25 protein-coding genes are annotated in these 26,613 nt (G+C 61.8%); 17 read left to right on the top strand and 8 right to left on the bottom strand.

Translation table 11 applies throughout. The features are described 5' to 3' along the window. The first annotated feature begins 1 nt into the window (after window position 1). On the top strand, window positions 2-1,042 hold the full coding sequence (ruvB, locus tag IE166_RS15905; RefSeq protein ID WP_189505551.1) for a Holliday junction branch migration DNA helicase RuvB: 1,041 nt from the start codon (window positions 2-4) through the stop codon (window positions 1,040-1,042). On the opposite strand, the gene IE166_RS15910 is transcribed toward ruvB, so the two are convergent. The 3 genes from IE166_RS15910 to IE166_RS15920 form a co-directional block, all read right to left on the bottom strand. Beyond that, window positions 1,043-1,573 (bottom strand): hypothetical protein, encoded by a 531-nt coding sequence (locus IE166_RS15910; protein ID WP_189505552.1) that lies wholly within the window; start codon window positions 1,571-1,573, stop codon window positions 1,043-1,045. Between the two features lie 42 nt (window positions 1,574-1,615). After that, entirely contained in the window at window positions 1,616-2,149 is a 534-nt protein-coding gene (locus IE166_RS15915) for a hypothetical protein (RefSeq protein ID WP_189505553.1), read from the bottom strand. A 74-nt stretch (window positions 2,150-2,223) separates the two neighbouring features. Further along, on the bottom strand, window positions 2,224-3,465 hold the full coding sequence (locus IE166_RS15920; RefSeq protein ID WP_189505554.1) for a glycoside hydrolase family 5 protein: 1,242 nt from the start codon (window positions 3,463-3,465) through the stop codon (window positions 2,224-2,226). Between the two features lie 42 nt (window positions 3,466-3,507). On the opposite strand from IE166_RS15920, the gene ybgC reads away from it, so the two are divergent. The 14 genes from ybgC (at window position 3,508) to serA (ending at window position 19,619) form a co-directional block, all read left to right on the top strand. Further along, window positions 3,508-3,999: a tol-pal system-associated acyl-CoA thioesterase gene (ybgC, locus tag IE166_RS15925; RefSeq protein WP_189505556.1), complete on the top strand. Its 492-nt coding sequence runs from the start codon at window positions 3,508-3,510 to the stop codon at window positions 3,997-3,999. A 204-nt stretch (window positions 4,000-4,203) separates the two neighbouring features. Next, on the top strand, window positions 4,204-4,920 hold the full coding sequence (tolQ, locus tag IE166_RS15930) for a protein TolQ (protein ID WP_189505558.1): 717 nt from the start codon (window positions 4,204-4,206) through the stop codon (window positions 4,918-4,920). Between the two features lie 31 nt (window positions 4,921-4,951). Then, complete coding sequence (tolR, locus tag IE166_RS15935; RefSeq protein WP_189505560.1) at window positions 4,952-5,401, top strand: protein TolR; 450 nt, start codon at window positions 4,952-4,954, stop codon at window positions 5,399-5,401. Window positions 5,402-5,408: 7 nt separating this feature from the next. Then, the gene (locus IE166_RS15940) at window positions 5,409-6,521 is read left to right on the top strand and encodes an energy transducer TonB family protein (RefSeq protein ID WP_189506052.1); all 1,113 of its coding nucleotides are present in this window, start codon (window positions 5,409-5,411) and stop codon (window positions 6,519-6,521) included. 95 nt (window positions 6,522-6,616) lie between these two features. Beyond that, window positions 6,617-7,879, top strand: coding sequence for a Tol-Pal system beta propeller repeat protein TolB (gene tolB, locus IE166_RS15945; RefSeq protein ID WP_244641535.1), 1,263 nt, complete (start codon window positions 6,617-6,619; stop codon window positions 7,877-7,879). Window positions 7,880-8,116: 237 nt separating this feature from the next. Then, window positions 8,117-8,638 (top strand): peptidoglycan-associated lipoprotein Pal, encoded by a 522-nt coding sequence (gene pal, locus IE166_RS15950; protein WP_189505564.1) that lies wholly within the window; start codon window positions 8,117-8,119, stop codon window positions 8,636-8,638. A gap of 178 nt (window positions 8,639-8,816) precedes the next feature. Further along, window positions 8,817-9,902 carry a tol-pal system protein YbgF gene (ybgF, locus tag IE166_RS15955; protein WP_189505566.1) on the top strand — a complete coding sequence of 362 codons (1,086 nt, stop codon included), beginning with the start codon at window positions 8,817-8,819 and terminating at the stop codon, window positions 9,900-9,902. Next, complete coding sequence (gene tilS / locus IE166_RS15960) at window positions 9,896-11,035, top strand: tRNA lysidine(34) synthetase TilS (RefSeq protein ID WP_189505575.1); 1,140 nt, start codon at window positions 9,896-9,898, stop codon at window positions 11,033-11,035. Before ybgF ends, tilS begins: the two co-directional genes overlap by 7 nt. Window positions 11,036-11,201: 166 nt before the next feature. Continuing rightward, on the top strand, window positions 11,202-13,145 hold the full coding sequence (gene ftsH / locus IE166_RS15965) for an ATP-dependent zinc metalloprotease FtsH (protein ID WP_189505582.1): 1,944 nt from the start codon (window positions 11,202-11,204) through the stop codon (window positions 13,143-13,145). Between the two features lie 218 nt (window positions 13,146-13,363). Further along, window positions 13,364-14,713 carry a phosphoglucosamine mutase gene (gene glmM / locus IE166_RS15970; protein WP_189505584.1) on the top strand — a complete coding sequence of 450 codons (1,350 nt, stop codon included), beginning with the start codon at window positions 13,364-13,366 and terminating at the stop codon, window positions 14,711-14,713. 178 nt (window positions 14,714-14,891) lie between these two features. Then, window positions 14,892-15,680, top strand: coding sequence for an outer membrane protein (locus IE166_RS15975; protein ID WP_189505585.1), 789 nt, complete (start codon window positions 14,892-14,894; stop codon window positions 15,678-15,680). A 171-nt stretch (window positions 15,681-15,851) separates the two neighbouring features. After that, a complete protein-coding gene (locus IE166_RS15980) occupies window positions 15,852-16,556 on the top strand; it encodes an outer membrane protein (RefSeq protein ID WP_244641491.1) in 705 nt (234 codons plus the stop codon). Between the two features lie 173 nt (window positions 16,557-16,729). Beyond that, window positions 16,730-17,905: a phosphoserine transaminase gene (locus tag IE166_RS15985; RefSeq protein ID WP_189505588.1), complete on the top strand. Its 1,176-nt coding sequence runs from the start codon at window positions 16,730-16,732 to the stop codon at window positions 17,903-17,905. Window positions 17,906-18,017: 112 nt separating this feature from the next. Continuing rightward, complete coding sequence (serA, locus tag IE166_RS15990; RefSeq protein WP_189505590.1) at window positions 18,018-19,619, top strand: phosphoglycerate dehydrogenase; 1,602 nt, start codon at window positions 18,018-18,020, stop codon at window positions 19,617-19,619. A 22-nt stretch (window positions 19,620-19,641) separates the two neighbouring features. On the opposite strand, the gene IE166_RS15995 is transcribed toward serA, so the two are convergent. From IE166_RS15995 to IE166_RS16005, 3 genes are read right to left on the bottom strand one after another with little or no spacing between them, the layout of a single operon-like run. Then, a complete protein-coding gene (locus IE166_RS15995) occupies window positions 19,642-20,055 on the bottom strand; it encodes a type II toxin-antitoxin system VapC family toxin (RefSeq protein ID WP_280514879.1) in 414 nt (137 codons plus the stop codon). Further along, window positions 20,052-20,306, bottom strand: coding sequence for a FitA-like ribbon-helix-helix domain-containing protein (locus tag IE166_RS16000; protein WP_189505594.1), 255 nt, complete (start codon window positions 20,304-20,306; stop codon window positions 20,052-20,054). The genes IE166_RS15995 and IE166_RS16000 overlap by 4 nt, the downstream gene beginning before the upstream one ends. 52 nt (window positions 20,307-20,358) lie before the next feature. Then, window positions 20,359-21,246, bottom strand: a complete 888-nt coding sequence (locus tag IE166_RS16005) for a DMT family transporter (RefSeq protein WP_189505596.1) — start codon at window positions 21,244-21,246, stop codon at window positions 20,359-20,361. Window positions 21,247-21,443: 197 nt separating this feature from the next. Here IE166_RS16005 and IE166_RS16010 point away from each other — a divergent pair, with 197 nt between their 5' ends. Together IE166_RS16010 and IE166_RS16015 are read left to right on the top strand one after the other, a co-directional pair. After that, window positions 21,444-22,742 carry an adenylosuccinate synthase gene (locus IE166_RS16010; RefSeq protein ID WP_189505598.1) on the top strand — a complete coding sequence of 433 codons (1,299 nt, stop codon included), beginning with the start codon at window positions 21,444-21,446 and terminating at the stop codon, window positions 22,740-22,742. 64 nt (window positions 22,743-22,806) lie between these two features. Continuing rightward, a complete protein-coding gene (locus IE166_RS16015) occupies window positions 22,807-24,411 on the top strand; it encodes a hypothetical protein (RefSeq protein ID WP_189505601.1) in 1,605 nt (534 codons plus the stop codon). A 97-nt stretch (window positions 24,412-24,508) separates the two neighbouring features. Here IE166_RS16015 and rpoH read toward each other — a convergent pair whose 3' ends face one another. Together rpoH and IE166_RS16025 are read right to left on the bottom strand one after the other, a co-directional pair. After that, a complete protein-coding gene (gene rpoH / locus IE166_RS16020; RefSeq protein WP_189505603.1) occupies window positions 24,509-25,417 on the bottom strand; it encodes an RNA polymerase sigma factor RpoH in 909 nt (302 codons plus the stop codon). Between the two features lie 165 nt (window positions 25,418-25,582). Further along, the gene (locus IE166_RS16025) at window positions 25,583-26,596 is read right to left on the bottom strand and encodes an RluA family pseudouridine synthase (RefSeq protein WP_189506054.1); all 1,014 of its coding nucleotides are present in this window, start codon (window positions 26,594-26,596) and stop codon (window positions 25,583-25,585) included. Between the last annotated feature and the right edge of the window lie 17 nt (window positions 26,597-26,613).

Genomic DNA, 26,613 nt, shown 5'->3' on the forward strand with positions numbered 1-26,613 from the left:
GATGAGTGATGCACCCCGCCTGATTACACCGGAAAAGCGCGCCGAGGATGTTGATGCCTCCTTGCGGCCGCAAGTGCTGGACGATTTCGTCGGCCAGGCGGCTGCGCGTGCCAATCTGAAAGTCTTCATCGAGGCCGCGAGGGGGCGCGGCGAGGCGCTGGATCATGTGCTGTTCGTGGGACCGCCCGGTCTCGGCAAAACCACGCTGGCGCAGATCATGGCGCGCGAACTGGGCGTCAATTTCCGCTCGACCTCCGGGCCGGTGATCGCCAAGGCGGGTGATCTTGCGGCACTGCTAACCAATCTCGAAGATCGCGACGTGTTGTTCATCGACGAGATCCATCGCCTCAGCCCGGCGGTGGAGGAAATCCTCTATCCCGCGATGGAGGATTTCCAGCTCGATCTCATCATCGGCGAGGGGCCGGCGGCGCGGTCGGTGAAGATCGACCTTGCCAAATTCACGCTGGTTGCGGCGACCACGCGTCTTGGGCTGTTGACGACGCCGCTGCGCGACCGCTTCGGCATTCCGGTGCGGCTCAACTTCTACACCGTGGACGAACTGGAACTGATCGTGCGGCGCGGCGCGCGGCTGATGGGCCTGCCGATCGACGATGCGGGCGCGCTGGAGATCGCGCGGCGCGCACGGGGTACGCCGCGTATAGCGGGGCGCCTGCTTCGCCGCGTGCGCGACTTCGCGGATGTCGCGAAGTCGGAGAAGGTCACGCGCCAGATTGCCGATGCGGCCCTGTCGCGGCTCGATGTGGACTCGTTGGGCCTGGACCAGCTCGACCGGCGTTACCTGACGATGATTGCCAATAATTTTGGTGGCGGGCCGGTGGGGATCGAGACGATCGCGGCGGGGCTGTTCGAGCCGCGCGATGCAATCGAGGACATCATCGAGCCGTTCTTGATCCAGCAGGGCTTCATCCAGCGCACGCCACGCGGCCGCGTGTTGACGGCCAATGCCTGGAAGCATCTCGGGCTGGAAGCGCCGCGCGATCTGGCACAGCAGCAGATCGCGCTGTTCCAGGAAGAAGACTGATCAGTCGCGCACGATCAAACCAAGCTTGCGGCGCAGGAGCTCGATGCGGCGCTCGAACATGTGATGCCGATCCTCGCGCAGGGTGACGTTCTGGACCATGCCGAGCAGCTGTTCCTTTTCGTGCTCGCTGAGCTTGTCCTTGAGGAGCGCTGCGGCCTTGTCGATCACGATCGGCACGTCGGCGACCTGGTTTGTGGCCCACTTCGCATAAACCACGGCCTCGTCGACCTGGCGGTCGGATGCGGCGATGGTCGCGACTTCGAGGCGCAGCCGTTCTTCCAGCTCATCGGAGATCAGGGCGTCTTCGGCGGCGATGGCTAGGATGAGGGTAGCGGCCGCGACGACCGGATCATCGATGGCCGTGACCGGCGAGATCGCGGACTTCTTGCGCATGGCGTTGCGCCGGATATTGCCACGCACATGGCCGATCGCATCCGCCACTTCGCCGGCGGCCTTGCCCATATATTGAATGCGGTACCACCAGAACGCGGCTGCGGCGACGATACCAACGATCGCGATCAGAATATGCATCGAAGTCCTCTGCGGTAAGCTGTTGGTGGTTGGGACGGCGCCTTAGGGCTGGGCTTCGGTGAGGCCGAGCGCTTCACGCAACGCGACGATCCGGTTGGCAGTGTGAGCAGGCCGGTGCGGGCTGGCGGAAAAGACGTTCTGCACCATGTCGACAAAGCGCAGACGCTCGGCGACCGTGAGGCGCTCGCTCAAAGTTGCGCCGAGGATCTGGATGACGTCCATGACGCGCGTTGTCTTGCGCTGAAGCCGCTTGGCTTCGCGGATGGCGGTCTCGATCTGGTCAGGACCGGCTACTTCGGAGAGCGCTTCTTCAAGCCGGTATTCGACACGCTGCGGCACGTCCTTGCCTTCGCAGACGATGGACAGGATCAGCGTAGCGGCGATCGTGACGGTGTCGTCGACCTGCAGCATGGGCGCGACGGAGCCGAGATGGGCTTGATGATCGGCGCGCAGGCGCTTGGCCGTGCTGGAAAGCGCCGTCGTCATCTCCTTGCCGGCTTTGCGCGCGTGCTGGATACGATACCACCAGTAACCAACGGCAATTAACAGGCCGACGAGGCCGACTAGAATATGCATTCCCTCTCCCGTCGGTCCGCGTGTGGCGACGTTGTTGAATTCCTATGATGATCCGAAGCGGATTTGAAGAGGTTTTACTTTGCTAAGTTGCGAATGACCTGAAGAACATCAGGCTCGGCGGCCTCGCCACCAAAGCTTTCCACTATGCCGAAGGCGCCGCCATAGCCCCATATGGCCCAGGCGAAATCATGCTTTTCCGCGGCCGCAATAACGTCTTTCGCATATTTGGCGCGGCTGGCGGCGGGCATGACGAAGGGGTTCTGGTATTCCTGCCGGATCATGCCGAACTCACCGAGCAGGATCTGGTCGGGCGCTACGCGATTGCGTTTGGCCCAGTCGGCGACCTGGTCGAACGGGCGCTGGATCAAGGCGTCGAGCTTTTCGGGCGTGTCGAGTTCGGCCAGCTGCTCGTCTAGGTAAGCGAGCATGCCGGCGCGGCGATGAAGAGGGGCTTCGTTCTCAATGCGTTTGCGGATTGTCTCGCGTGTTTTGTCCGTGGACGCGTCGAGCGGGTAGGGGAGGCCGGTCACATAGCGGATGAAGTCGCCCGCCCACTCCGCGCCCTGATGGGTAAGGAGGAAGGGCTGGTAGGAATGAAAGGTCCAGATGACGTTCTGGTCCGGAATGTCCTTCGCTTTCATCGCGACCAGCCCCTCGGCATTTCCCGCGCAGCCCCCGGTGAGAACGAGGGTGAGCTTGGTGGCGGACGAGCGGGCGGCGGCATAGAGTTTCAGCAATCGGTCGCGCCAGTCGGCGTTGCCGGCCTCGTCGCACACCGTGCCAGGCTCGTTCATGAGTTCGAGCGCAACGCGCGACGGGTCTTCGTTTGCAAGGGTGCGGCCCATGCGGCGGGTAAGCTCGATGTAGCGGCCGAAGGTCTCGGTTGAGCCGAGCACGCCGGACATGCTGTTGGCGGGATTGTCGTCACGCTCGATCAGGTGCAGATCGACGATGACCTTCAGGCCGGCTGCGTTGATCATGCGCACGGCATCGTGAACTTCGGCGAACAGGCGGTCATGCAGGGCTTGCGCCTTGTTGGACAGAAACGGTGCGGGATCGATCGGCATGCGCACGAAGTCGAAACCGTCCGCTTTCAGCTTGGCGAGTTTGTCGGGACCAACGAAGCGCTTCCATTCGGGGAAGGGAAAGAGGGCCGTTTCATCATGCCAGCGATCTTCCATCGGCCAGGTGACCCATTGGTCGAGATTGATGCCGCGCTTCATCGTAAAGCTGGCCGCCGGCGAGGGCAGGGCTGCGGCCAGCAGAAGGCCGGCGGCGAGGAGGCAAGTCTTGATCCAGACAAATGATGGTGCCATGCGGCAAGTCATGTCAGCTCGAGATCACAGAGAAAAGACCGCATGACCGATCATGGCGAATTCGACGCCGCCGCTGCCCAAGTGAACCCGAGCGTCGGGCTGGCGGGCACGCTGTTTCCCGGCGGCCATCGCCTGGAAGCGCGCGTTTACTTCGCCGATACGGATTTTTCCGGCGTGGTTTATCATGGCCGCTATCTTGAATTCTTCGAACGCGGACGTTCGGATTATCTGCGGCTCGCCGGCGTGCATCACAAGGAACTGGCGGCCGGTCAGCACGGGGAAGCGCTGATCTGGGTGGTGACGCGCATGGAGATCGATTGGCGCTCGCCGGCACGGATCGACGACATTCTGACGATCGAGACGCGCACGCAGGCGATTTCGGGCGCGCGCATCACCATGGCGCAGGTCATCAAGCGCGGCGCCACCGTGCTGGTGCAAGCCAAGGTGCAGGCTGCGGTGCTCGGGCCCGATGTCCGCCCGCGGCGATTTCCCAAGGAATGGATCGACGCTTTTCAGCCGGACAAGCCCGCCTGAGTTTCATCGTTACCGATCCTTAACCTTACTGCTTCATGAACGAAAGCTGGATGATTAGAGGATTTCGACGCGCCTTCGTTTGACCAAGATTTGCCGAGAGAAGCCGAAACAAGCGTGAAAATGCAGGTTCGGCTTTGTCGGTAGACCAAGTTAGTCGCAGCGCGAGGGTGTTTCACAACCCGCTTCGATCAAGGATCTGTTGAGATGGAAACGTTGCCATTGGCTGCGACAGCCCATGATATGTCGATCTGGGGTCTGTTCTGGCAGGCCGGCTGGATCGTCAAATTCGTGATGATCGGTTTGTTGGTGGCCTCGGTCTGGACCTGGGCCATCGTGGTGGACAAGGTCATCTCGTTCAACCGCATGCGCGCGGCGCTGAACCGCTTCGAGCAGACCTTCTGGTCGGGCCAGTCGCTGGAAGAGCTTTACCGCAGCCTTTCGGACAAGAACACGATGGGCATGGGCGCGATCTTCGTGGCCGCCATGCGCGAATGGAAGAAGAGCTTCGAGAAGGGCGCGCGTTCGCCCATCGGTCTGCAGAACCGCATCGACAAGGCGATGGACCTTGCCCTGACCCGCGAGATGGAGCGCCTTGAGGGCCGCTTGAGCTTCCTCGCCACCGTCGGCTCGGCAGCCCCTTTCGTCGGCCTGTTCGGTACGGTTGTGGGCATCATGACCTCGTTCCAGGCCATTGCCGGATCGAGCTCCACCAACCTTGCAGTTGTTGCGCCGGGTATTGCCGAAGCGCTGCTGGCGACCGCGATCGGCCTCGTTGCCGCTATTCCGGCGGTTATCGCCTACAACAAGCTCTCCACCGATGCCGCGAAGCTGTCCAGCCGCATGGAAGGCTTTTCGGACGAGTTCTCTGCCATCCTTTCGCGCCAAATCGATGAAAAGGTCGTGCAGCGTGCAGCGGCTTAAAGCCCAAGCCCAGCACAAGGAGTGATCTCAGATGGGTATGTCAGTCAGCCAGGGTGCAGGTAAGGGCGGTCGTCGCCGCCGTGGCCGCAAGCACGGCGTGATGTCCGAGATCAACGTTACGCCGATGGTGGACGTGATGCTCGTGCTCCTCATTATCTTCATGGTTGCAGCACCCATGCTGACCGTCGGCGTGCCGATCGACATGCCGGAAACGCAGGCCAAGGCGCTGAATGCCGATACGCAGCCGATCACGGTGACCGTGAACCAGGCCGGCCAGGTTTATCTGCAGGAAACCGAGATCCCGGCGGAAGAGATCGTGGCCAGGCTGCAGGCGATCGCGCAGACCGGCTATGAAGAGCGCATCTTCGTGCGCGGCGACAAGTCGGCGGATTACGGCATGGTGATGCAGGTCATGGCGCGCATCAACGCGGCCGGCTACCGCAATCTCGGCCTCGTGACGCTGCCGGACCAGACGAACTGAGATGGACATGAAGGCGGGGCTCACCACATCGGTAGTTCTGCATGCGGCAGCGCTTGGCATTGGCCTGCTGACGCTGTCGGCGCCTGCGCCGCTTGACGCGGGTTCGCAGGAGTCGTTTCCGGTCGATATCGTGCCGATGGCCGAATTTGCCGAAAGCGTGAAGGGCGACAAGGAAGCACCGGTTTCCGAAAAGCCGGCGCCTGTTCCCACCACGCGGCCTGAAACGATGGCCGAAGCGCAGAATGTCGGCGACAACGATGCCGACCTTTCGACGCCACCGACCGACAAGCCCGCCAAGCGCGAAGTCGAAACGGCCGCCGCGCCACCGCCTGCGCCCGAGCCGACGCCGAAGCCCGTTGAAGAGCAGAAGCCGGAACCGAAGCCGGAGCCAATTCCAGAACCAACACCGGCGCCCGAGCCGACACCTGCACCGACGCCGGAACCCACACCCGCGCCAGAGCCTGTGGTGAAGCCCGAGCCTGCGCCGGAAAAGCCGGAACCGGCTCCGCAGGCGGAAGCCTTGCCGCTGCCGACCAGCGCGCCGGCACCGCAGACCCGCCCGCAGCAAGAGCCGCCGAAGCCGGTGCAAACCGCCAAGGTCGAGGAAAAGCCGAAAGAGCCGGAAAAGAAGAAGCCGGAAGAAGCCAAGAAGTCCGACAAGCCGAAGGATACGGCTGCGTCTTCTAAGCCGAAGTCGGAAGAAAAGACCTTCGACGCGGATGAGGTTGCGGCGCTCCTGAACAAGGCTGCCGCACAGGGCGGTGGCGCCAAGCGTTCCACCGAAACCGCTTCGCTCGGCGGCAAGCAGACCACGGGCGCTAAGCTGTCGCAAAGCGAGATGGGCGCATTGTCGAGCCAGTTGGCCGGCTGCTGGTCGATCCCGGCCGGTGCCGAAGGCGTCGAGTCCATGCGCGTGAGCGTGCGCTTCCGCCTCGATCCGACCGGCAAGCTCGATGGCGAGCCGGTGGTGGACACGTCGAGCGGCAATTCCGCGTTCGACCGCAGTGCTGTCCGCGCCGTTCAGAAGTGCAATGCCGAAGGGCTGCAGGTTCCCGCCAGCAAGGCCGAAGTCTGGGCCAGCGGCGTCGTTGTTAATTTCGATCCGAGCGAGATGTTCTGACCTTCGAGGCCAGGACCGCTCCCGACCATGAGACCAAGAGGCTGGATGGAATGATCCGAAAACTCAGAGTTCTTTTCGCTGTTGCCACTGTCGCCATGAGCGCCGGCTTTGTTGTGGCACCGGCCCATGCCCAGCTCGTCATCGACGTCAACAAGGGCAATGTCGCGCCTCTGCCGATCGCCATCACCGACTTCGTGTCGGCCGATGCGATGGGTGCCGAGATCTCGTCGATCGTGACGGCGGATCTGAAGCGCTCCGGCCTGTTTGCGCCGATCGCCAAGTCGGCCTTTATCGAGAAGATTTCCAATCCGGATGTCGCGCCGCGCTTCCAGGACTGGCAGGTCATCAATGCGCAGGCGATCGTCACCGGCCGTGTCACCAAGGAAGGCGATGGCCGTTTGCGCGCCGAGTTCCGCCTGTGGGACACGTTTGGCAACAAGCAGATCACCGGCGAGCAGTTTTTTGCCAATCCGCAGAATTCGAGGCGCGTCGCCCATATCATCGCCGATGCGATCTATGAGGCCCTGACGGGCGAGAAGGGCTATTTCGACACGCGCGTCGTTTACATCGACGAAGCGGGCTCAAAGACCCAGCGCGTGAAGCGTCTGGCCATCATGGACCAGGACGGCGCCAACAAGCGCTTCCTGTCGGACGGCAAGACCATTGCCCTGACGCCGCGCTTTTCGCCGACGCGCCAGGAAATCACCTACATGTCTTATGAAAGCGGTCAGCCGCAGGTGTACCTGCTGCAGATCGAAACCGGACAGCGCGAGCTGGTCGGCAACTTCCCGGGTATGACTTTTGCGCCGCGCTTTTCGCCCGATGGCCAGAAGGTCATCATGAGCCTTCTGCGCGACGATGGTAACTCCAACATCTTCACCATGGACTTGCGCAGCCGCAACACGATGCGCCTGACCAATTCCAACGCCATCGACACTTCGCCCTCCTATTCGCCGGATGGCTCCAAGGTGGTGTTTACGTCGGATCGCGGCGGCCAGCCGCAAATCTATGCGATGGGTGCTGACGGTTCGGGTGCGACCCGCATTTCGTTCGGCGGCGGCAGCTATTCCACGCCGGTCTGGTCGCCGCGTGGTGATCTGATCGCCTTTACCAAGCAGACAGGCGGTGACTTCCAGATCGGGGTGATGCGCACCGATGGTTCGGGCGAGCGCATCCTGTCGTCAGGTCACCTGCAGGAGGGCCCGACATGGGCACCGAATGGCCGTGTCTTGATGTTCTTTCGAGAAAGTTCGGGTGGACCAAAGCTTTATTCTGTCGATCTGACCGGTCGCAACGAGCAGCCAATCCCGACATCCGGCTTCGGTTCCGACCCGGCCTGGTCGCCGCTTCTGGAATGATCGGAGCGGTCCGTACTGAATTTGGGATGGAGGCTCCTTCGTGGGCCTCCTTCTTTTTGTCACGTTTGCGCCGCATTGCGGCAGGTATGCCGGCGATTCGCATAGGTCATTTTCGCTCGGCCGCGCATTCAGTTACACGGCAGAAACAGATAATTAACCTTGTTCGTTGAATCAGCATTAACCCAAACGTGGTTACTTCGACCTCAACGAATTCACTCGAATGCTCAGGAGATGGCGATGCGCCGTATCGCAGCAATTACCCGCAACCCGGTCGCTATCGCTTTGCTTGCAACGCTGGCGGTTGCCGGCTGCGCCAACAAGAAGAACAACCTGCCCAACAGCAGCTCCGAACTCGGCCTCAACGGCGGTCGCGGTGCTGGCGCGGCAACGCCGGGCTCCAGCCAGGACTTCACGGTCAATGTCGGCGACCGCATCTTCTTCGACACCGACTCCTCGGCCATTCGTGCCGATGCACAGCAGACCCTGTCGCGTCAGGCCCAGTGGCTGCAGCAGTATTCCAGCTACGCGATCACCGTTGAAGGTCACTCCGACGAGCGCGGCACGCGCGAATACAACCTGGCACTCGGCGCTCGTCGCGCAGCAGCTGCCCGTGACTTCCTCGCTTCGCGCGGCGTTCCGTCCAACCGCATCCGCACCATCTCCTACGGCAAGGAACGTCCGGTCGCCGTTTGCGACGACATTTCCTGCTGGTCGCAGAACCGTCGCGCCGTCACCGTGCTCAACGGCGCCGGCAGCTGATTGTCGCATTAATGCCGCATGAACAGGTGAAAAGGCGGTCCTCGGATCGCCTTTTTGCTGTCATGCGGTTCCAACCCCATCTGCCAACAAAATTTGGCCGAAGTCCCGGGTGCAGCTCATCTCCAACCTGCAAAGCAACGGTTCTCCAACGGCCGGATTGATCGATCGAGAGACACGGATGATTTTAGCAAAGACCTTCAAAGGCAAACTGGTTCTCGGGCTCATGGCCGTGCCGCTGCTGTTGTCAGCAGCCCCGGCATCCGCGCTGACCGGCCAGTCTCCCGCTGCCTCGCACACCGCTGCCGGACAGGAACTGGCGCTTCTCAACGGCTTGTTCGAGCGTCAGGCTCCGGCACCGCGTCAGGGCCGCGCCGATGTGCAACTGGCGCAGGCCGGCGACCCTCGCGTTCAGGCGCTGGAAGAACAGGTCCGCTCGCTGAACGGCAAGCTAGAAGAGTTGAACTTCCTGATCCTGCAAACGCAGGAACAGTTGCGCAAGCAGCAGGAAGACAATGAATTCCGCTTCCAGGAGCTGGAAGGCGGCAAGAGCGGGGGCGCCAAGGCTCCGGCCAAGAAGTCCGACCTCGGCACTACCGACACCGGAACCCAGACGGCGAGCGTTCCCCCGCTCGCCACGCCCGACACCTCAGCAGCCGGCACGACTCCGGCTGCAACGCTGCCTTCAGCCGACACCAACAATCAGGTTGCCGCGACCGGTCAAGCAAATGGCGGCCTGCCGAACAATCTCGGCTCGATCCGCTTCGACACCAACGGCAATCTCGTTGGCGGCACAACGAGCGCGGATCCGGTCGATCTCTTAAGCGGCACGCAGACCCCGCCCGCTCAAGCCAACACCAATGTCGCGGCGCTTCCGTCGACGGAGGATCCGGAAGAACTCTACCGCAACTCCTACGAGTTCATCCTGTCGGGCGATTACAAGACGGCTGAAGCCGGGTTCCGCTCTTATATCGACCGCTTCCCCTCGGCCAACCGCGTGCCGGACGCCAATTTCTGGCTCGGCGAGTCGCTTGCCGCGCAGAAACGCCACCGCGAAGCCGCCGAAGTGTTTTTGGCCACCAGCCGTCAGTATCCGGATTCCAAGAAGGCGCCCGACACGCTGCTCAAGCTCGGTATCAGCCTGTCCGCGCTCAAGCAGCGCGAAGTTGCCTGCGCTACCCTGCGCGAAGTCGGTTCGCGTTACCCCAAGGCCTCTGACGCGCTCAAGGAGCGGGTTCGGCAGGAACTCGCAACGAACGGTTGCTGAACCCGGCTCAAGCTTCGGGTTCGGATCTTCGGCCTGAGCGCCTGTTCGGCAAGCTCGGCCTTCTTCAACGCCGATCGGTCATCGTGGCCGTTTCAGGCGGAAGCGACTCCCTGTCGCTGCTTACACTTCTTCACCGCTGGTTTCTTGAACACGGACGCACCAATTTAGCTGTCGCCGTCACCGTGGATCACCGTTTGCGCGCGCAAGCCGCGGATGAGGCGCGCGCCGTCGCTGCCTTCTGCGCAACACGCACCATTCCCCACATCACGAAAGTCTGGTCCGGCGACAAGCCGCAAACCGGTTTGGCTGCCGCCGCGCGTGCCGCACGCTATCGCCTGCTGATCGAGGCCGCTCGCGAGGCCGGAACCGACATCGTGTTGACCGGCCATACGCAGGACGATCAGGCCGAAACGGTCGCCATGCGCGCGCAACGGTCCGCCGGCATCGGCCTTGCCGGTATGGCGCCGGAAACGCTGCTGGACGGTTCGATCTGGCTGATGCGGCCGCTGCTGGGTGTCAGCCGTAGCGCGCTGCGGGAGCATCTCCAGAACTCGGACATTCCTTGGATCGATGATCCCAGCAACAGCAATCCGACGTCCGAGCGCGTGCGGGTGAGGGCAGGGCTGGCGCCAGAGCGAAGGACGCTTCTGGCTGAACAGGCGAAACGAGCAGGGGCTTTGCGGCGCGAGTTGTCCGAGCGGGCTGCTTCACTTCTGGCCGAGCACGTGACGGCAGACGCAGAGGCGGTGATGATCGCGCCGGCCTTCCTGCAAACCCTGGATCGGGATGCGGCAATCCACGCTTTCCGGCTTCTGCTTTGCGTTCTCGGTCGGCAGCCGCATTGGCCTGACCTCCCGCGTGCCACCCTGTTGTTCGATCAGTTGGGCCTGCTTGGCTTCTCCGGATCGCTGGCCGGCTGCGTCGCGCGCCATCGCCGCGCGGGGATCACGGTGCGGCCGGAGCGTCGTGACGCTAGCGATCACGGCACGATCACGACGATGTTTGCCGCAACGGTGCTGCGACCAATCGTTCCTGGCTTCGACCTCGCCGCCATGCAGGCCTTGGCGAAGATGTTGAAGGCAAACGATTTGCCGGCACCGCCTTCCTCCCAACACAATGCGCCATTCCCTTAACCCATCGCGTGTGATCTCCTTGGCAAGGGAGATGGCTCCACCTATGTTACGAGGTAGTTCCCGAAGCGCTGCACCGTTTTTCAGCGCGCTGAGGGAAACCGGGGCGAGATGAACGGGCCGCGAGGCCACAAAGCGGTTCGTGCAAACGGGCCCGACAGGACAAAGAATGAATCCGAATTATCGCAATCTCGCTCTTTGGGCGATTATCGCTGTCCTTCTGATTGCGCTCTTCAATCTGTTTCAAACCCCGCAGCAGCGTGGCGCATCGCGCGATGTCGCTTATTCCGAGTTCCTGCAGGAAGTGGATGCCGGGCGCGTCAAGAGCGTGACCATCGCCGGTGACCGCATTTCCGGCACCTATTCCGACAATGCGACCGGCTTCCAGACCTATTCGCCGGGCGACACCAACCTCGTCCAGCGCCTTGAAGGCAAGAACGTTACCATCACCGCACGGCCGGAAACCGATGGCCAGAGCGGAATTCTCGGCCTGCTCCTGTCCTGGCTGCCGATGATCCTGATCCTGGGCGTGTGGATCTTCTTCATGCGCCAGATGCAGTCCGGTTCGGGCCGCGCCATGGGCTTTGGCAAGTCCAAGGCCAAGCTGCTCACCGAAGCGCATGGCCGCGTGACCTTTGCCGATGTCGCAGGCGTAGACGAAGCCAAGCAGGATCTGGAAGAAATCGTTGAATTCCTGCGCGATCCGCAGAAGTTTCAGCGTCTCGGCGGCAAGATCCCGCGCGGCGTATTGCTCGTAGGCCCTCCCGGTACGGGTAAGACGCTGACTGCGCGTGCCGTTGCCGGTGAAGCCAATGTGCCGTTCTTCACGATCTCCGGCTCTGACTTCGTTGAAATGTTCGTCGGCGTGGGTGCAAGCCGCGTGCGCGACATGTTCGAGCAGGCCAAGAAGAACGCGCCCTGCATCATCTTTATCGACGAAATCGACGCGGTCGGCCGTCATCGCGGCGCCGGTCTCGGCGGCGGCAATGACGAGCGCGAACAGACGCTCAACCAGCTGCTGGTCGAGATGGACGGCTTCGAGGCCAATGAAGGCGTGATCCTGATCGCCGCCACCAACCGTCCGGATGTACTCGATCCCGCGCTGCTGCGTCCAGGCCGCTTCGACCGTCAGGTCACGGTGCCCAATCCGGACGTCAACGGTCGCGAGAAGATCCTCAAGGTTCACGTCCGCAATGTGCCGCTGGCGCCGAATGTCGACCTCAAGATCTTGGCACGCGGTACGCCGGGCTTCTCCGGCGCCGATCTCATGAACCTCGTCAACGAGGCGGCCTTGATGGCTGCGCGGCGCAACAAGCGTCTGGTCACAATGGCCGAGTTCGAGGACGCCAAGGACAAGGTGATGATGGGCGCCGAGCGTCGCTCGCTCGCCATGACGCCTGAGGAAAAGAAGAACACCGCCTATCATGAAGCCGGCCACGCGATCATCGCGCTGATGCTGTCGTCGACGATCGACCCGATCCACAAGGCGACGATCATTCCACGCGGTCGTTCGCTCGGCATGGTGATGACGCTGCCGGAATCCGATCGCTACAACTGGACCTATGAAAAGGCGATTGCCCGCCTGGTCATGCTGTTCGGTGGCCGCGAAGCCGAGATCATTACCTTCGGCAAGGAGAAGGTCACCACGGGTGCCGCAGGCGACATCCAGATGGCGACCGGCCTTGCCCGCTCGATGGTGATGGAATGGGGCATGTCCGAGAAGCTCGGCCGCGTTCGCTATAAGAGCAATGACCAGGAAGTGTTCCTCGGCCACTCGGTTGCGCAGAGCAACAACATGTCCGAGGAAACCGCTCGTTTGATCGACGAAGAAGTGCGCCGCCTTATCGAGTATGGCGAAACGGAAGCGCGCAAGATCATCACGGAAAACCACGACGCGTTCATCGAGATCGCGGAAGGTCTGCTGGAATACGAGACGCTGACGGGCGACGAGTTGCGCGGCATGCTGGAAGGCAAGAAGCCGGCCCGCGACCTTGGCGACGATACGCCGCCTTCGCGTGGATCTGCCGTGCCGAATGCCGGTTCCACCGGCGGCCGCCGCAAAAAGGGTGGCGAAGAGCCGGAAGGCGGGATGGAGCCGCAGCCGCAGGGCTGAGGTTCCCGCCTCGAAAGGCTTCAACAATCAAAATGCCAGCGGTGATCCTGCTGGCATTTTACGTTTTATATCCAAGCTTTGATCCTTGCGCCAACCTTGCCTTGTAGTGGGTTGCTTAGGAAGAAGTAACATCTGCTCATATAATGTGATGCTCGCATCTTGCGATTCCGTGTCAAAGCAAACGCCATGACCCAAACCATTGCGGGCAATCGAACAGCATGAGCAGGAAATATTTCGGAACCGACGGTATCCGCGGAACGGCCAACCAGTTCCCGATGACCGTTGAAGTCGCGATGAAGGTCGGCATGGCTGCAGGGCTTTGCTTCCATCGCGGCAATCACCGCCACCGCGTGGTGATCGGCAAGGACACGCGTTTGTCCGGCTATATGATTGAGAACGCGCTGGTCGCGGGCTTCACGGCTGCGGGCATGGACGTGTTTCTGCTTGGGCCCATTCCGACGCCGGCCGTCGCGATGCTGGCGCGCTCGCTGCGCGCCGATCTGGGCGTGATGATCTCGGCCTCGCACAACCCCTACAACGACAACGGCATCAAGCTGTTCGGCCCGGACGGCTACAAGCTGTCGGACGAGATCGAAGCGCGCATCGAGGCGATGCTCGACCAGAAGGAGCCGTTGCAGGTCGCGGCACCCGATCAGATCGGCCGCGCCAAGCGTATCGACGGCGTGCATGACCGTTACATCGAATTCGCCAAGCGCACCCTGCCGCGCTCGATGTCCCTGTCCGGCCTGCGCATCGTGATCGATTGCGCAAACGGCGCCGCCTACAAGGTCGCGCCCGCCGCCCTTTGGGAACTCGGCGCCGAGGTCATCGCGATCCATGACGAGCCGGATGGCATCAACGTCAACAAGGAATGCGGTTCAACCCATCCGTTGAGCCTGTCCAAGAAGGTTCACGAAGTGCGCGCCGATATCGGCATCGCGCTCGATGGCGATGCCGACCGCATGATCATCGTCGATGAAAACGGCACGTTGATCGATGGCGACCAGATCATGGCGCTGATCGCCGAAAGCTGGGCCAAGTCCGGTCGGCTGGCCGGCGGTGGCTTAGTCGCGACAGTGATGTCCAATCTCGGGCTGGAGCGCTTCCTGACCGAACAAGGCCTGTCGCTTCATCGCACCAAGGTCGGCGACCGCTATGTGGTGGAACATATGCGCGCCCACGGCTTCAATGTCGGCGGCGAGCAGTCCGGCCATATCGTGATGTCGGACTTCTCCACGACCGGCGATGGCCTCGTTGCCGCTCTGCAGGTTCTGGCCTGCATCAAGCGCGAGGGACGGCCGGCATCGGAAGTCTGCGCCAAGTTCGAACCGGTGCCGCAGGTTTTGAAGAATGTTCGCTTCTCCGGCGGCAAGCCGCTCGAAAGCAAGCCGGTTCAGAAGATGATCGAAGACGTGCGCTCGCGCTTGGGCGAGGGCGGTCGTCTCGTGATCCGTCCTTCCGGCACCGAACCCCTGATCCGCGTCATGGCGGAAGGCGACGATCGCAATCTCGTCGAGACCGTGGTCAACGACCTGATCGGCGTTATCGCTGACCAGCGCGCGGCCTGAATATTAGCTATGCTGCAAACAAAGCCGGCCTCCAGGCCGGCTTTTTTGTTGCTGCACAGATAAACTGGTCGATAATCGTGGTTAAGGAAGACGGTTAAGCGTGATTTAACCAATGAATGTCATCGTTCCCAAAGTTCATCCGGCGCCGTGCGATCGGCGAACGTTCAGGGGTACGACGATGTTCAATTTCCGCATGCCGTTGGCCGGCGCATTGCTGCTCGGCAGCCTGGCAGTTCCGGCTGTTGCTGCCGATCTCTACGAGCCGGTGCCCGTCGAAGCACCTGTTGCCGCTCCGCAATATGGCGGTTGGTATCTGCGCGGCCATGTCGGCATGAGCAACCAGAAGCACAAAGGTCTGGACTACGACTATTTCGACGTCGACGGTTTCACGCAGAACTGGCTGGATGATGGCGATTTCGACTCGGCCCCGATCGGGGGTGGCGGTGTCGGTTACCAGTTCAACAACTGGCTGCGCGCGGATGTCACCGCCGAGTTCCGCGGCAAGTCGAGCTTCCATGCGCTCGACAGCTTCACAGAAGATGCAACGGGCGACCTTGTCGGCACCAACTCCTACTCGGCAACCAAGTCGGAATGGCTTCTGCTTGCCAACGCTTATGTCGATCTCGGTGAATTCCGCGGAATCTCGCCTTATATCGGCGCCGGTATCGGTGCATCGCGCAATACGATCTCGAACTTCAACGACACCAATGTATTCGCAGGCGGCGGTGGTTATGCGCCCAAGGATTCGCAGTGGGAGTTCGCTTATGCGCTGCATGCCGGCTTGGGCTATGCGGTGACCGATCGCCTGATGATGGATCTCGGCTACAGCTTCGTTCACCTGGGTGACGGCAAGACAGGCGAGGCGCGCAATTACGATGCCGCCTTCTCGCGCCCGAATGACGGCTTCACCTTCAAGGATCTCTACTCCCACGACTTCAAGCTGGGCTTCCGCTACAAGTTCAACTGACCCTGTAGCACGCGCTTCGACCAAGGCCCGGCATCCTGTGCCGGGCCTTTTTCGTTGCGGAAAAGCATCAGCCGCCGTTTCGCCGTTATGCTTAACCGGCGGTTAACCCACATAGTTAATGATTGCCTGATCAGGAGACCGGCACCCGCCGCTGATCAGGAGACTATGTCGATGCAATCAGGTCTGCGCCTCTTTTTACCCGCCGCTTTGGCCGCAGCGCTGGTTACCCCTTCGCAGGCAGCCGATTACGATCCGCCGATCATCATCGACGACGCTCCGGAAGTCGTTCCGGTGGAGGTCGGCTCCGGCTGGTATCTGCGCGGCGATGTCGGCTACACGATCTCCGACGGCTCGGATAATGGCGGCGGTGGTGCCTTCGACTTTGACGAGGACCATACGAGCGTCTTCGGCGGCGGCGGTATCGGCTATCATTTCACCGACTATTTCCGGGCCGACATCACCGGCGCCTTCCTTCAGCAGGAAGAAGCGAGGCTTGATCTTGGCGATCTGCGCGGCAGCATCAAGTCGACGATGAGCTATGGCATGGCCACAGGCTATGTCGATCTCGGCACGGTCGTTGGCATCACGCCCTATATTGGTGCGGGCGCCGGCTTCATCTATTCGCACAACACCAATTCCGGCGATGTCGCGTTTGCAGACTTCCCCGGCGCCTATCCAGATGACGACTTCGCCTTCGCCTACACGCTCAATGCCGGTTTCGCTTACCGCATGACCGAGAACCTGTCGCTCGATGTCGGCTACCAGTATCTGAACTCCCCGGACGCCAAGTACTTCTCGGCTTCCAGCGACGGTTACGTCGATGAGGGGTTCGACATGCACCAGGTCAAGGTCGGTTTGCGCTACGACCTCTGGTAACAGGCCAACCAGGCGAGATCAGGCGGCGGGCTTCGGCTCGCCGTTGTCGTTTCCGCAAATAGCTTGGTTGCGACGCTTTGTTTGTTCTTGACGGCAAGGCGCTTCATCAATAAACACGTCCGTGGGCCACACCTCCCCAACGAGGTGCCGACTATCTGGAAGGATAGACCACGATGACGACACAGACCAAGCCGGCATTGCGCCCGGCCAATCCCCAATTTTCTTCTGGACCTTGCGCCAAACGACCGGGATGGTCGTTGGATGCCCTGAGCGATGCCGCACTCGGCCGCTCGCATCGCGCCAAGGTCGGCAAATCCAAATTGCAGGAAGCGATCGACCTCACGCGTGAGGTGCTGCAGGTGCCGGCGGATTACCGCATCGGCATTGTACCGGCTTCCGATACCGGCGCTGTCGAAATGGCGCTCTGGTCGCTGCTCGGCGCGCGCGGTGTCGATGTTCTCGCTTGGGAAAGCTTCGGTTCGGGCTGGGTGACGGACGTAGTCAAGCAGCTCAAGCTTCCTGACGTCCGCACAATCGATGCGCCCTATGGCGCGCTGCCAGATCTCACGACGGTCGATTTCAACCGTGATGTGGTGTTCACCTGGAACGGCACGACCTCCGGCGTGCGTGTGCCCAATGCCGACTTCATCCCCGCCGACCGTCAGGGCCTGACGATTTGCGACGCGACCTCGGCAGCGTTCGCGCAGCGGCTCGACTTCGCTAAGCTCGACGTCGTGACCTTCTCCTGGCAGAAGGTGCTTGGCGGCGAGGCGGCGCATGGCATGCTGATCCTCAGCCCGCGTGCCGTTGAACGGCTGGAAAGCTACAAGCCGGCCTGGCCGCTGCCGAAGATCTTCCGCCTGACCTCCGGCGGCAAGCTGATCGAAGGCATCTTCAAGGGCGAAACGATCAACACGCCCTCCATGCTTTGCGTGGAAGACTACATCGACGCGCTGAATTGGGCGAAGTCGATCGGTAGCCTTGAAGGCCTGATTGGACGTGCTGACGCAAACTTCGCGGCGCTCGACCGCTTCGTGGCCGACAGCGACTGGCTGGGTCATCTGGCGGTGGAGCCGGCAACGCGCTCCAACACCTCCGTTTGTTTGTCGATCACCGATCCTGAGATCGAGGCTCTGGATGCCGACGGCAAGGCGGCCTTCGCCAAGGGTCTCGTTTCTGTGCTGGAAAAAGAGGGCGTCGCGCTCGATATCGGTGCCTATCGCGATGCCCCTCCCGGTCTGCGCATTTGGTGCGGCGCGACCGTCGAGACGGCCGATATCGAGGCGCTTCTGCCTTGGCTGGATTGGGCTTTTGCCGCCCAGAAGGCAAAGCTCAAGGCTGCTGCCTGACGCTTCCGCGATGCGGCTCCGGCCGCTTCGCTCACCACAACATTCTCCGATCTTTTTTCTTCGCTTCGCCCTTTGGTGCTGAGAGGCGAAATCCAACGCAAAGGACCTTCCTATGCCTCGCGTACTCGTTTCCGATAAACTCTCCCCGACCGCCGTTCAGATCTTCAAGGATCGCGGCGTCGATGTCGACTACCTGCCGGATCTCGGCAAGGACAAGGAAAAGCTGCTTGCCGTCATCGATCAGTATGACGGTCTGGCCATCCGCTCGGCCACCAAGGCGACGGAAAAGCTGATCAATGCCGCGACCAAGCTGAAGGTGATCGGCCGCGCCGGTATCGGTGTCGACAATGTCGACATCCCCGCTGCCAGCCGCAAGGGCATCATCGTGATGAACACGCCCTTCGGCAATTCGATCACGACCGCCGAACACGCCATTGCCCTGATGTTCGCGCTCGCCCGCCAGCTGCCGGAAGCCAATGCTTCCACTCAGGCCGGCAAGTGGGAAAAGAACCGCTTCATGGGTGTCGAGATCACCGGCAAGGTGCTGGGTGTGATCGGCTGCGGCAATATCGGTTCGATTGTGGCCACGCGCGGCGTCGGCCTCAAGATGCGCGTCATCGCCTTCGATCCGTTCCTGTCGGAACATCGCGCGGAAGAACTCGGTGTCGAAAAGGTCGAGCTCGACGATCTGCTGAAGCGCGCCGACTTCATCACCCTGCACACGCCGATGACGGACAAGACCAAGGGCATCATCAATGCCGAGGCCTTTGCCAAGATGAAAAACGGCGTGCGCATCATCAATTGCGCACGCGGCGGTTTGATCGTCGAGGCCGATCTCGTTGAAGCCCTGAAGAGCGGCAAGGTCGGCGGTGCGGCCGTCGATGTGTTCGAAACCGAGCCGGCAACAGAAAACCCGCTGTTCGGCATGGAAAATGTGGTTGCAACGCCGCATCTCGGCGCATCGACTTCGGAAGCGCAGGAGAATGTCGCGCTGCAGGTTGCCGAGCAGATGGCCGACTACCTGATCAAGGGCGCGGTCACCAACGCGATCAACATGCCGTCAATCACCGCCGAGGAAGCGCCGCGCTTGAAGCCGTTCGTGAAGCTCGCCGAAGTGCTCGGCGCCTTTGTCGGCCAGGTGACCGAAGATCCGATCACGGAAGTCGAGATCCTGTTCGACGGCGCAACCGCCACCATGAACACGCGTGCGCTGATCAGCGCAGCCCTGGCCGGCCTGATCCGGCCGCAGGTGGCTGACGTCAACATGGTGTCGGCGCCGATCATGGTAAAGGAGCGCGGCATCATCGTGTCCGAGGTCAAGCGCGACAAGTCCGGCGTGTTCGACGGCTATATCAAGCTGACAGTGAAGACTGAGAAGATGTCGCGCTCGATCGCCGGCACCTGCTTCTCCGACGGCAAGCCGCGCTTCATCCAGATCAAGAACATCAACCTCGATGCCGAGGTCGGCCAGCACATGCTCTACACCACCAATGCCGATACGCCGGGCATGATCGGCCTTCTTGGCACCGTGTGCGGCAGGAACGGCGTCAACATCGCCAACTTCCACCTCGGCCGCGATCATCCGGGCGGCGACGCGATTGCGCTCTTGTATCTCGACGCGCCGTTCCCTGAGGCGGTCATTCAGGAACTGAAGGATCTCAACGCGATCCAGTCCGCCAAGCCGCTGACCTTCGACGTGGCCCCGGCCGCTTAAGGCGAAACGACGATGAGGCTCGTCAGTCCCAAGGATTGACGAGCTTCAGCCCTAGACCTTCGAAATCGCGGATGTTGCGCGTGGCGAGTGTGGCGTTGTTGGCAAGAACGATGCCGGCGATCTGGGTGTCTGGAAAATCTAGGTTGCGGCCGACGGAATGAGCGTTGGCAAGGAGCGTGGCGGTAAATTCGGCTGCGTCTTGATCAAAGGCGAGAACCTCTTGCAGGTATTGCCTGCGCAAGGTCTGGAGGCTTTCCGTAAGTTCCCGCCGTTTTCGTCCAAACGGCAGTCGATGGATGCCGTAGTTCAATTCCATGATCGTGATGGACGTCGTTCGGACCAGCCGTTCAGGCCACTGGTTGAGCCATCCCGCGATATCGGGATGGTCGCTCGGCTTCATGAGAGCCGACACTACATTCGTATCGAGAACTATCATTCGTCGAAGCTGAATGGCTTATAGGGCTGATGTGGGAGCCGGGGCAATTCCTCGCCTTCCCAGTCGATGTGCCGAAACAGATCCGCAATCTTGGTGCCAATTCCGCGTGTATCCTCAGCCTCGACCGGCGCAAGCTGCCCAACCAAAATCGTCCGCGCCTCTTCTTCCATGCTCACACCATGCGCCTTGGCGCGGCTGCGCAGGCGTTCTTTGACCTCATCGTCGAGGCGGCGGATGAGAAGCTGGGCCATCGTTTCTGCTCCGTGATATCAGCTTGCAGACCAATGATATCACTCGGTGCGTTCAAGGTCGAGTCAGACTCCGCCGCTCAGCCAGTGCGATGCCGGCCAGGATCATGGCGAGCGCGATCGCGTGGTAGAGGTGGAACTCTTCGCCGAGGATCAGCACGGCCAGCAGTGCGCCCCATAGAGGCAGCAGGTTGATGAAGAGGCCGGCGCGGTTCGAGCCGATCAGTTCGACGCCCTTGATGTAAAGCACCTGTCCCAGCAGGGACGGGAACAGCACGATGAAGGCGATCAGCGCCGAGCCCTCCAGATCCGGCAGGATGGTCGAACCGGATGCCGCTTCCAGTGCCAGGAAGGGCAGGGCGGATAGTGTCGCGCCCAGGCACAGCATGATCATCAGGCTCGTCCAGTGCAGCATCGGCTTGGCTTTGAGGGCCGCGGTGTAGAAGCCGTAGGCGATGATGGCGAGCAGCATCAGCGCATCGCCGAAGTTGACGTTGAGCGTGACTAGGTTTGCCCATTCGCCGCGCAGGGCAATCACCAGCACGCCGATGAAGGACAGCGAAAAGCCGAGTACCTGTTCAAGATGCACCCGGCTGCCGAACAGCGCGAAGCTTGCGGCGAAAACGAACAAGGGCATGCCGCCCTGCAGAATGCTCGTATTCACCGCCGTCGTGAAATGCAGCGCGTAATACAGCGCGACACTGAAGCCGGTGAAGCCGATCGCGCCCCAACTTAGCAGATAGACCCAGCGTGCGCGGATCAACGCCCAGTCGCGCTTCAGCTGACTCGCTTGCGTGGCGAGCAGGATGAGGAAAACGGCGCCCCATCGCACCGTCACCAATACCATCGGCGACACATGCCCAACAGCGAGCTTGCCGGCGATGGAATTGCCGGCCCAAAGCAGCATCGTCAGTGCCAGAAGAGGATAGGCTGTTTTGCGCATGGATGCTCCCGACTGCAGGGGAGGCAGTAGCGGGGAAGGCTCGCGTAAGTAAATGGTCAGCCGCCTGAGTTTGTTGTGCCTGACTTTGCCCAAATCGTTAATCAAGGGTCGCGCAACGGCAGTCCAGCGGTTATAGAGGCGTCTGTTTTCAACTGTTTGCGGCTTGTTTGACCGCGAGAACCTGTACGGAAGATAGCATGGCCAACGTAGTGGTCGTCGGCTCGCAATGGGGCGATGAAGGCAAGGGCAAGATCGTAGACTGGCTGTCGGAGCGCGCCGATGTGGTGGTCCGCTTTCAGGGCGGCCACAATGCCGGTCATACGCTGGTCGTGGATGGCAAGACCTACAAGCTTTCGCTTCTGCCGTCCGGCGTCGTGCGTCCCGGCAAGCTTTCGATCATCGGCAGCGGCGTGGTGTTTGATCCGCATGCTTTCGTGGCTGAACTCGAGCGCATCCGCGCGCTGGGCGTTGAGATCGGGCCGGACCGGCTCAAGATCGCCGAAAACACGCCGCTGATTCTGTCGCTGCATCGCGAGCTCGACGGGTTTCGCGAGGATGCCGCATCGAATTCCGGCACCAAGATCGGCACGACGCGTCGCGGCATCGGCCCGGCCTATGAAGACAAGGGCGGCCGCCGTGCGATCCGTATCATGGATCTTGCCGAGCCTGACACGCTGCCGATGAAGGTCGACCGCCTGCTGACGCATCACAATGCGCTGCGCCGCGGCCTCGGTCATCCGGAAGTGGCGCATGAAACGATCATGGCCGAGCTGACATCGGTGGCCGGCGAGATCCTTCCTTACATCGACCGCGTCTGGAAGGTACTGGACGACAAGCGCCGCGCTGGCGAGCGCATCCTGTTCGAAGGCGCGCAGGGCACCTTGCTCGACGTCGACCACGGCACCTATCCCTTCGTGACCTCATCCAACACGGTGGCTGGTCAGGCTGCGGCCGGGTCGGGCGTCGGGCCTGGCGCGATCGGCTATGTGCTGGGCATCACCAAGGCCTATACGACGCGTGTGGGCGAAGGGCCGTTCCCAAGTGAGCAGGACAATGAAGTCGGCCAGTTCCTGGGCGAGCGTGGCCATGAATTCGGCACAGTTACCGGGCGTAAAAGGCGCTGCGGTTGGTTCGATGCGGTGCTTGTTCGCCAGGCGGTCGCCGTCAACGGCATCGACGGCATCGCGCTGACCAAGCTCGACGTGCTGGATGGGTTGGACGAGATCAAGGTCTGCACCGGCTATCGTCTGGACGGTGAGGTGATCGACTATCTGCCGGCCAGCCAGGGCGCGCAAGCTCGGGTCGAGCCGATCTACGAAGTGCTCGAGGGCTGGCAGGGCACCACGAAGGGTGCCCGCAGCTGGAATGACCTGCCGGCGCAGGCAGTCAAATATGTGCGCCATATCGAGGAATTGATCGGCGCGCCGGTGGCGCTTCTTTCAACCAGCCCGGAACGCGACGACACGATCCTTGTGACCGATCCGTTTCAAGATTAATTCGTGAAACACCAGACGCCGGTGATTTGGCTGGTGTCCCCGCCGAGATAAGGTTTCAACCCGAATGGCAGATTTCGTCGCCGTCCTTAAGAAGACGATCGAAGGGCTGAGCGAAAACACGCCGGAAGTGCGCGCCAAGGTTTATGCCAAGGCGCGCGCGACCATCGACTCCAAGCTGGCAGCGATCAATCCTCCGCCGCCGGCAGCCGTGGCCGAGCGTCAGCGGCAGGCGATCGAAGACGCGATCCAGGCGGTGGAGCAGTATTACGCACCGCCGGAAGAGGATCTCGACGAACTCGATACGCTGTTCGACACCTACCAATCGGACGACGATCATTTCCCCGAGCCGCAGCTTGAACGCGAGCAGCCGGCCGTGCTTCCGCGCACCGGCGAGTTTGCCGTTTCCGAACCACGCCAGGAAGATGCGTATGCGCGCGCGGCACTTCCCGGTGACACGGTCGATGACGAGCCTGCGCTCGATGAGGTCGGTCATGATCGCGAGCGGGATCGTCCGTTTATCCCGCAGCCTGTTTATCGCGACAAGCCGCGTCGTGGCGTTTCCGGCGGTCTGATCGCTGCCGTTCTGGCGCTGCTGGTTCTCGGCGGTGGTGCTTATGCTGCATGGTCAAACAAGGACGCGCTGACGGCCTGGGTCGGCTTGAATGGTGCGGGCGATGTTGCCGAAGGAACGGATCTGCCTGATGATGCGGCGGTGAACGACGAGGCTGCCGGCGGTGCAACAGCCGCCGCGACCGATCCGGCAACGGCGGAAACCACCGAGCCTGAAGCTACGGAAGACGCCGAGCAGCCGCAAGTTGCCGCTGCGACGCCAAGCCAGCCGGAGCAGGCGGCCGCCACACCTGCGGCGCAGCCCGCCGCAAATGGCGCCGAGCCTTTGCGCAAATACACGCAGCGCCTTCAGGCCGATGGCAGCGAGGTCGATCCCGGCCCAGCCGATGGCAGCGTAGCGATCGGCGAGGGCACCTCGGTTGCCGAGCTGACGCAAACCGCGCAAGCAGAAACGCCTGCCGCCAGCGATGCTCCGGCATCCGGTTCTGCTGCACCAACAACGACGCCAGCCGGCACCACGCCTGCCACTTCCGAGCCGACGGTTCAGGTCGGCCAGCGCGCGATCTTCTATGAAGAGCGGACGTCAACTGCGCCGAACACCGCTGAAAGCGGATCGATCGTCTGGTCGGTCGTGCAGGAATCGCCCGGCGGTGATGCGCCGCCCGAGCCAGCCATTCGCGCGGAAGCCACGATTCCCGGCAAGAATATGCAGCTGCGCATGACGATCCGCCGCAATGCCGATCCGACGCTGCCGGCCAGCCACATTATGGAAATGATCTTCCTCACGCCGGAAGGTTTCGAGGGCGGCGGCATCCAGAACGTCGTTCGCGTGGCGATGAAGGATAGCGAGCAGGCCACCGGCAGCCCGCTGCTCGGCATTCCCGCCCGAATCGCGGAAGGCTTCTTCCTTGTCGCGCTGAGCGACTCGCCGGCCGAAATCCAAGCCAACATGACGCTGCTGCGCCGCCAGAACTGGATCGACGTGCCGTTGATCTACAATTCCGGCCGCCGCGCACTCATTACCATGGAAAAGGGTGTGCCCGGCGAACGCGTGTTCGAGGAAGCGATGCGAGCCTGGCAGGCCGCCGGCAATCGCTGAACACAGACATCGAAGCATCAAAAAAGCCCGCCGGGAGCGATCCAGGCGGGCTTTTTATTTAATCAGATAATTGCAGGGATCAGGGATGATCCTGGGATCAGGCGGGTTCCGCCTCGATGGTGCGCAGGGCCTGCGCCTGACGGCGCGCGGCGACCTGAACGGCTTCCTGCACCTTTTCAAAAGCGCGGACTTCGATCTGCCGAACGCGCTCGCGGCTGATGTCAAATTCCGACGACAGTTCTTCCAGGGTCAGCGGGTCTTCCGACAAGCGGCGCGCTTCGAAGATGCGGCGCTCGCGATCGTTCAGGACCGCCATGGCCGACGACAGCATGCTGCGGCGATTATCCAGCTCATCCTGCTCGATCAGCATGGCTTCCTGGCTTTCCGAATCGTCGACCAGCCAGTCCTGCCATTCGCCGCTTTCGCCTTCGCTGGCGCGGATCGGCGCGTTCAGCGATGCGTCACCGGACAAACGGCGGTTCATCGACACGACTTCGGCTTCCGAGACGTTCAGCTTGGTGGCGATCTCGGCAATCTGGTCAGGACGCAGATCGCCATCTTCCAGCGCCTGGATCTTGCCCTTCACCTTGCGCAGGTTGAAGAACAGCCGCTTCTGGTTGGCGGTGGTGCCCATCTTCACGAGGCTCCACGAACGCAGGATGTATTCTTGGATCGAAGCCTTGATCCACCACATCGCGTAGGTGGCCAGACGGAATCCGCGTTCCGGCTCGAACTTCTTCACGGCCTGCATGAGGCCGACATTGCCTTCGGAAATGACTTCGCCGATCGGCAGACCATAGCCGCGATAGCCCATGGCGATCTTGGCCACGAGACGCAGATGGCTGGTCACGAGTTTGTGGGCCGCCTTGGTGTCCTCATGCTCGAGATACCGCTTGGCGAGCATGTACTCTTCCTGCGGCTGCAGCATGGGAAAGCGGCGGATTTCTTCCAGGTAGCGGGACAAGCCGCCTTCGCCGGAAACGATACTGGGTAGTGACTGGGCCATAAAGCACCCTCCTTCTCGAACGGCCTCCTGCTGGCAGGCCTGCCGCGCGCACTCGGATAAGCCATGCGCGACGACGTTCTTATATCAGAACAAATCGAGAAATTGCACTTTTTCTGTGGCACGCAACACAGCGTCACCCAAGCGTGAACGATGCGGCCCAGAGTGTTACAAAGCGCGAAATCCCGCCAGCAATGCAGCCATATCGGCGGGCGGTGGCGCTTCAAACCGCATCGGCTCGCCCGTAACCGGGTGTGAAAAGCCGAGGAGCCAAGCGTGCAGGGCCTGCCGAGGGAATGCAACGACCTGGGCGCGCAACGGTTCCGCCAGCCGGTTGGCCTTGGTGCGAAAAGCTTGACCATAATCCGCATCGCCGATCACGGGGTGACCGAGATGGGCCATATGCACGCGGATCTGATGGGTGCGGCCGGTTTCCAGCGTGCATTCCACCAGGGAAGCCGACGGCGCCGTCTTGTCGCCGAAGGTCTCGGCCACCGCATAATGCGTGACAGCATGGCGCGCATCTTCGCGAGTTTCGCGAACAACCGCGCGCCGGACCCGGTCCGAGGCACGACCAAGGGCCGCGTCGATCGTCCCGGTGGCCCGATCGGGAGTGCCCCAGACCAGGGCCAGATAAGCGCGTTCGAGATCGCCGCTGCGGCCATGGTCGGCAAAGGCGTCCGACAGGACACGATGGGCCTGGTCCGTTTTCGCCGCCACCATGACGCCGCTGGTGTCCTTGTCCAACCGGTGCACGATGCCCGGCCGCTTTACGCCGCCGATGCCCGACAGGCTTTGGCTGCAGTGATGGATCAGCGCATTGACCAGCGTGCCCGTCCAGTTGCCGGCACCTGGATGCACGACGAGGCCCGCCGGCTTATTGATGACGATGAGATGCTCGTCCTCAAACAGCACGTCGAGCGGGATGTTCTCGCCCTGCGGTTCCGGATCTTGCGCCGGCGGCACGTCGATGGTCACGCTCTGGCCGACGCCAAGCTTGCGCTTCTGGTCGCTGACCGGCACCTGATCGATCTGCACTGCGCCGGCCTTGATCAGAGCCTGAATGCGGCTGCGCGAATAATCAGGCGCCATTTGCGCCGACAACCATTGATCGAGCCGCATGCCAGCGCCGTCTTCTTCAACGAGCAAAGTAAGCAGGTCGGTTCCGGCAGTTGCATTCATCTCGGCACCTTCCTTTG

The sequence above is a fragment of the Tianweitania populi genome (assembly GCF_014652875.1).
Taxonomy (GTDB): Bacteria; Pseudomonadota; Alphaproteobacteria; order Rhizobiales; family Rhizobiaceae; genus Tianweitania; species Tianweitania populi.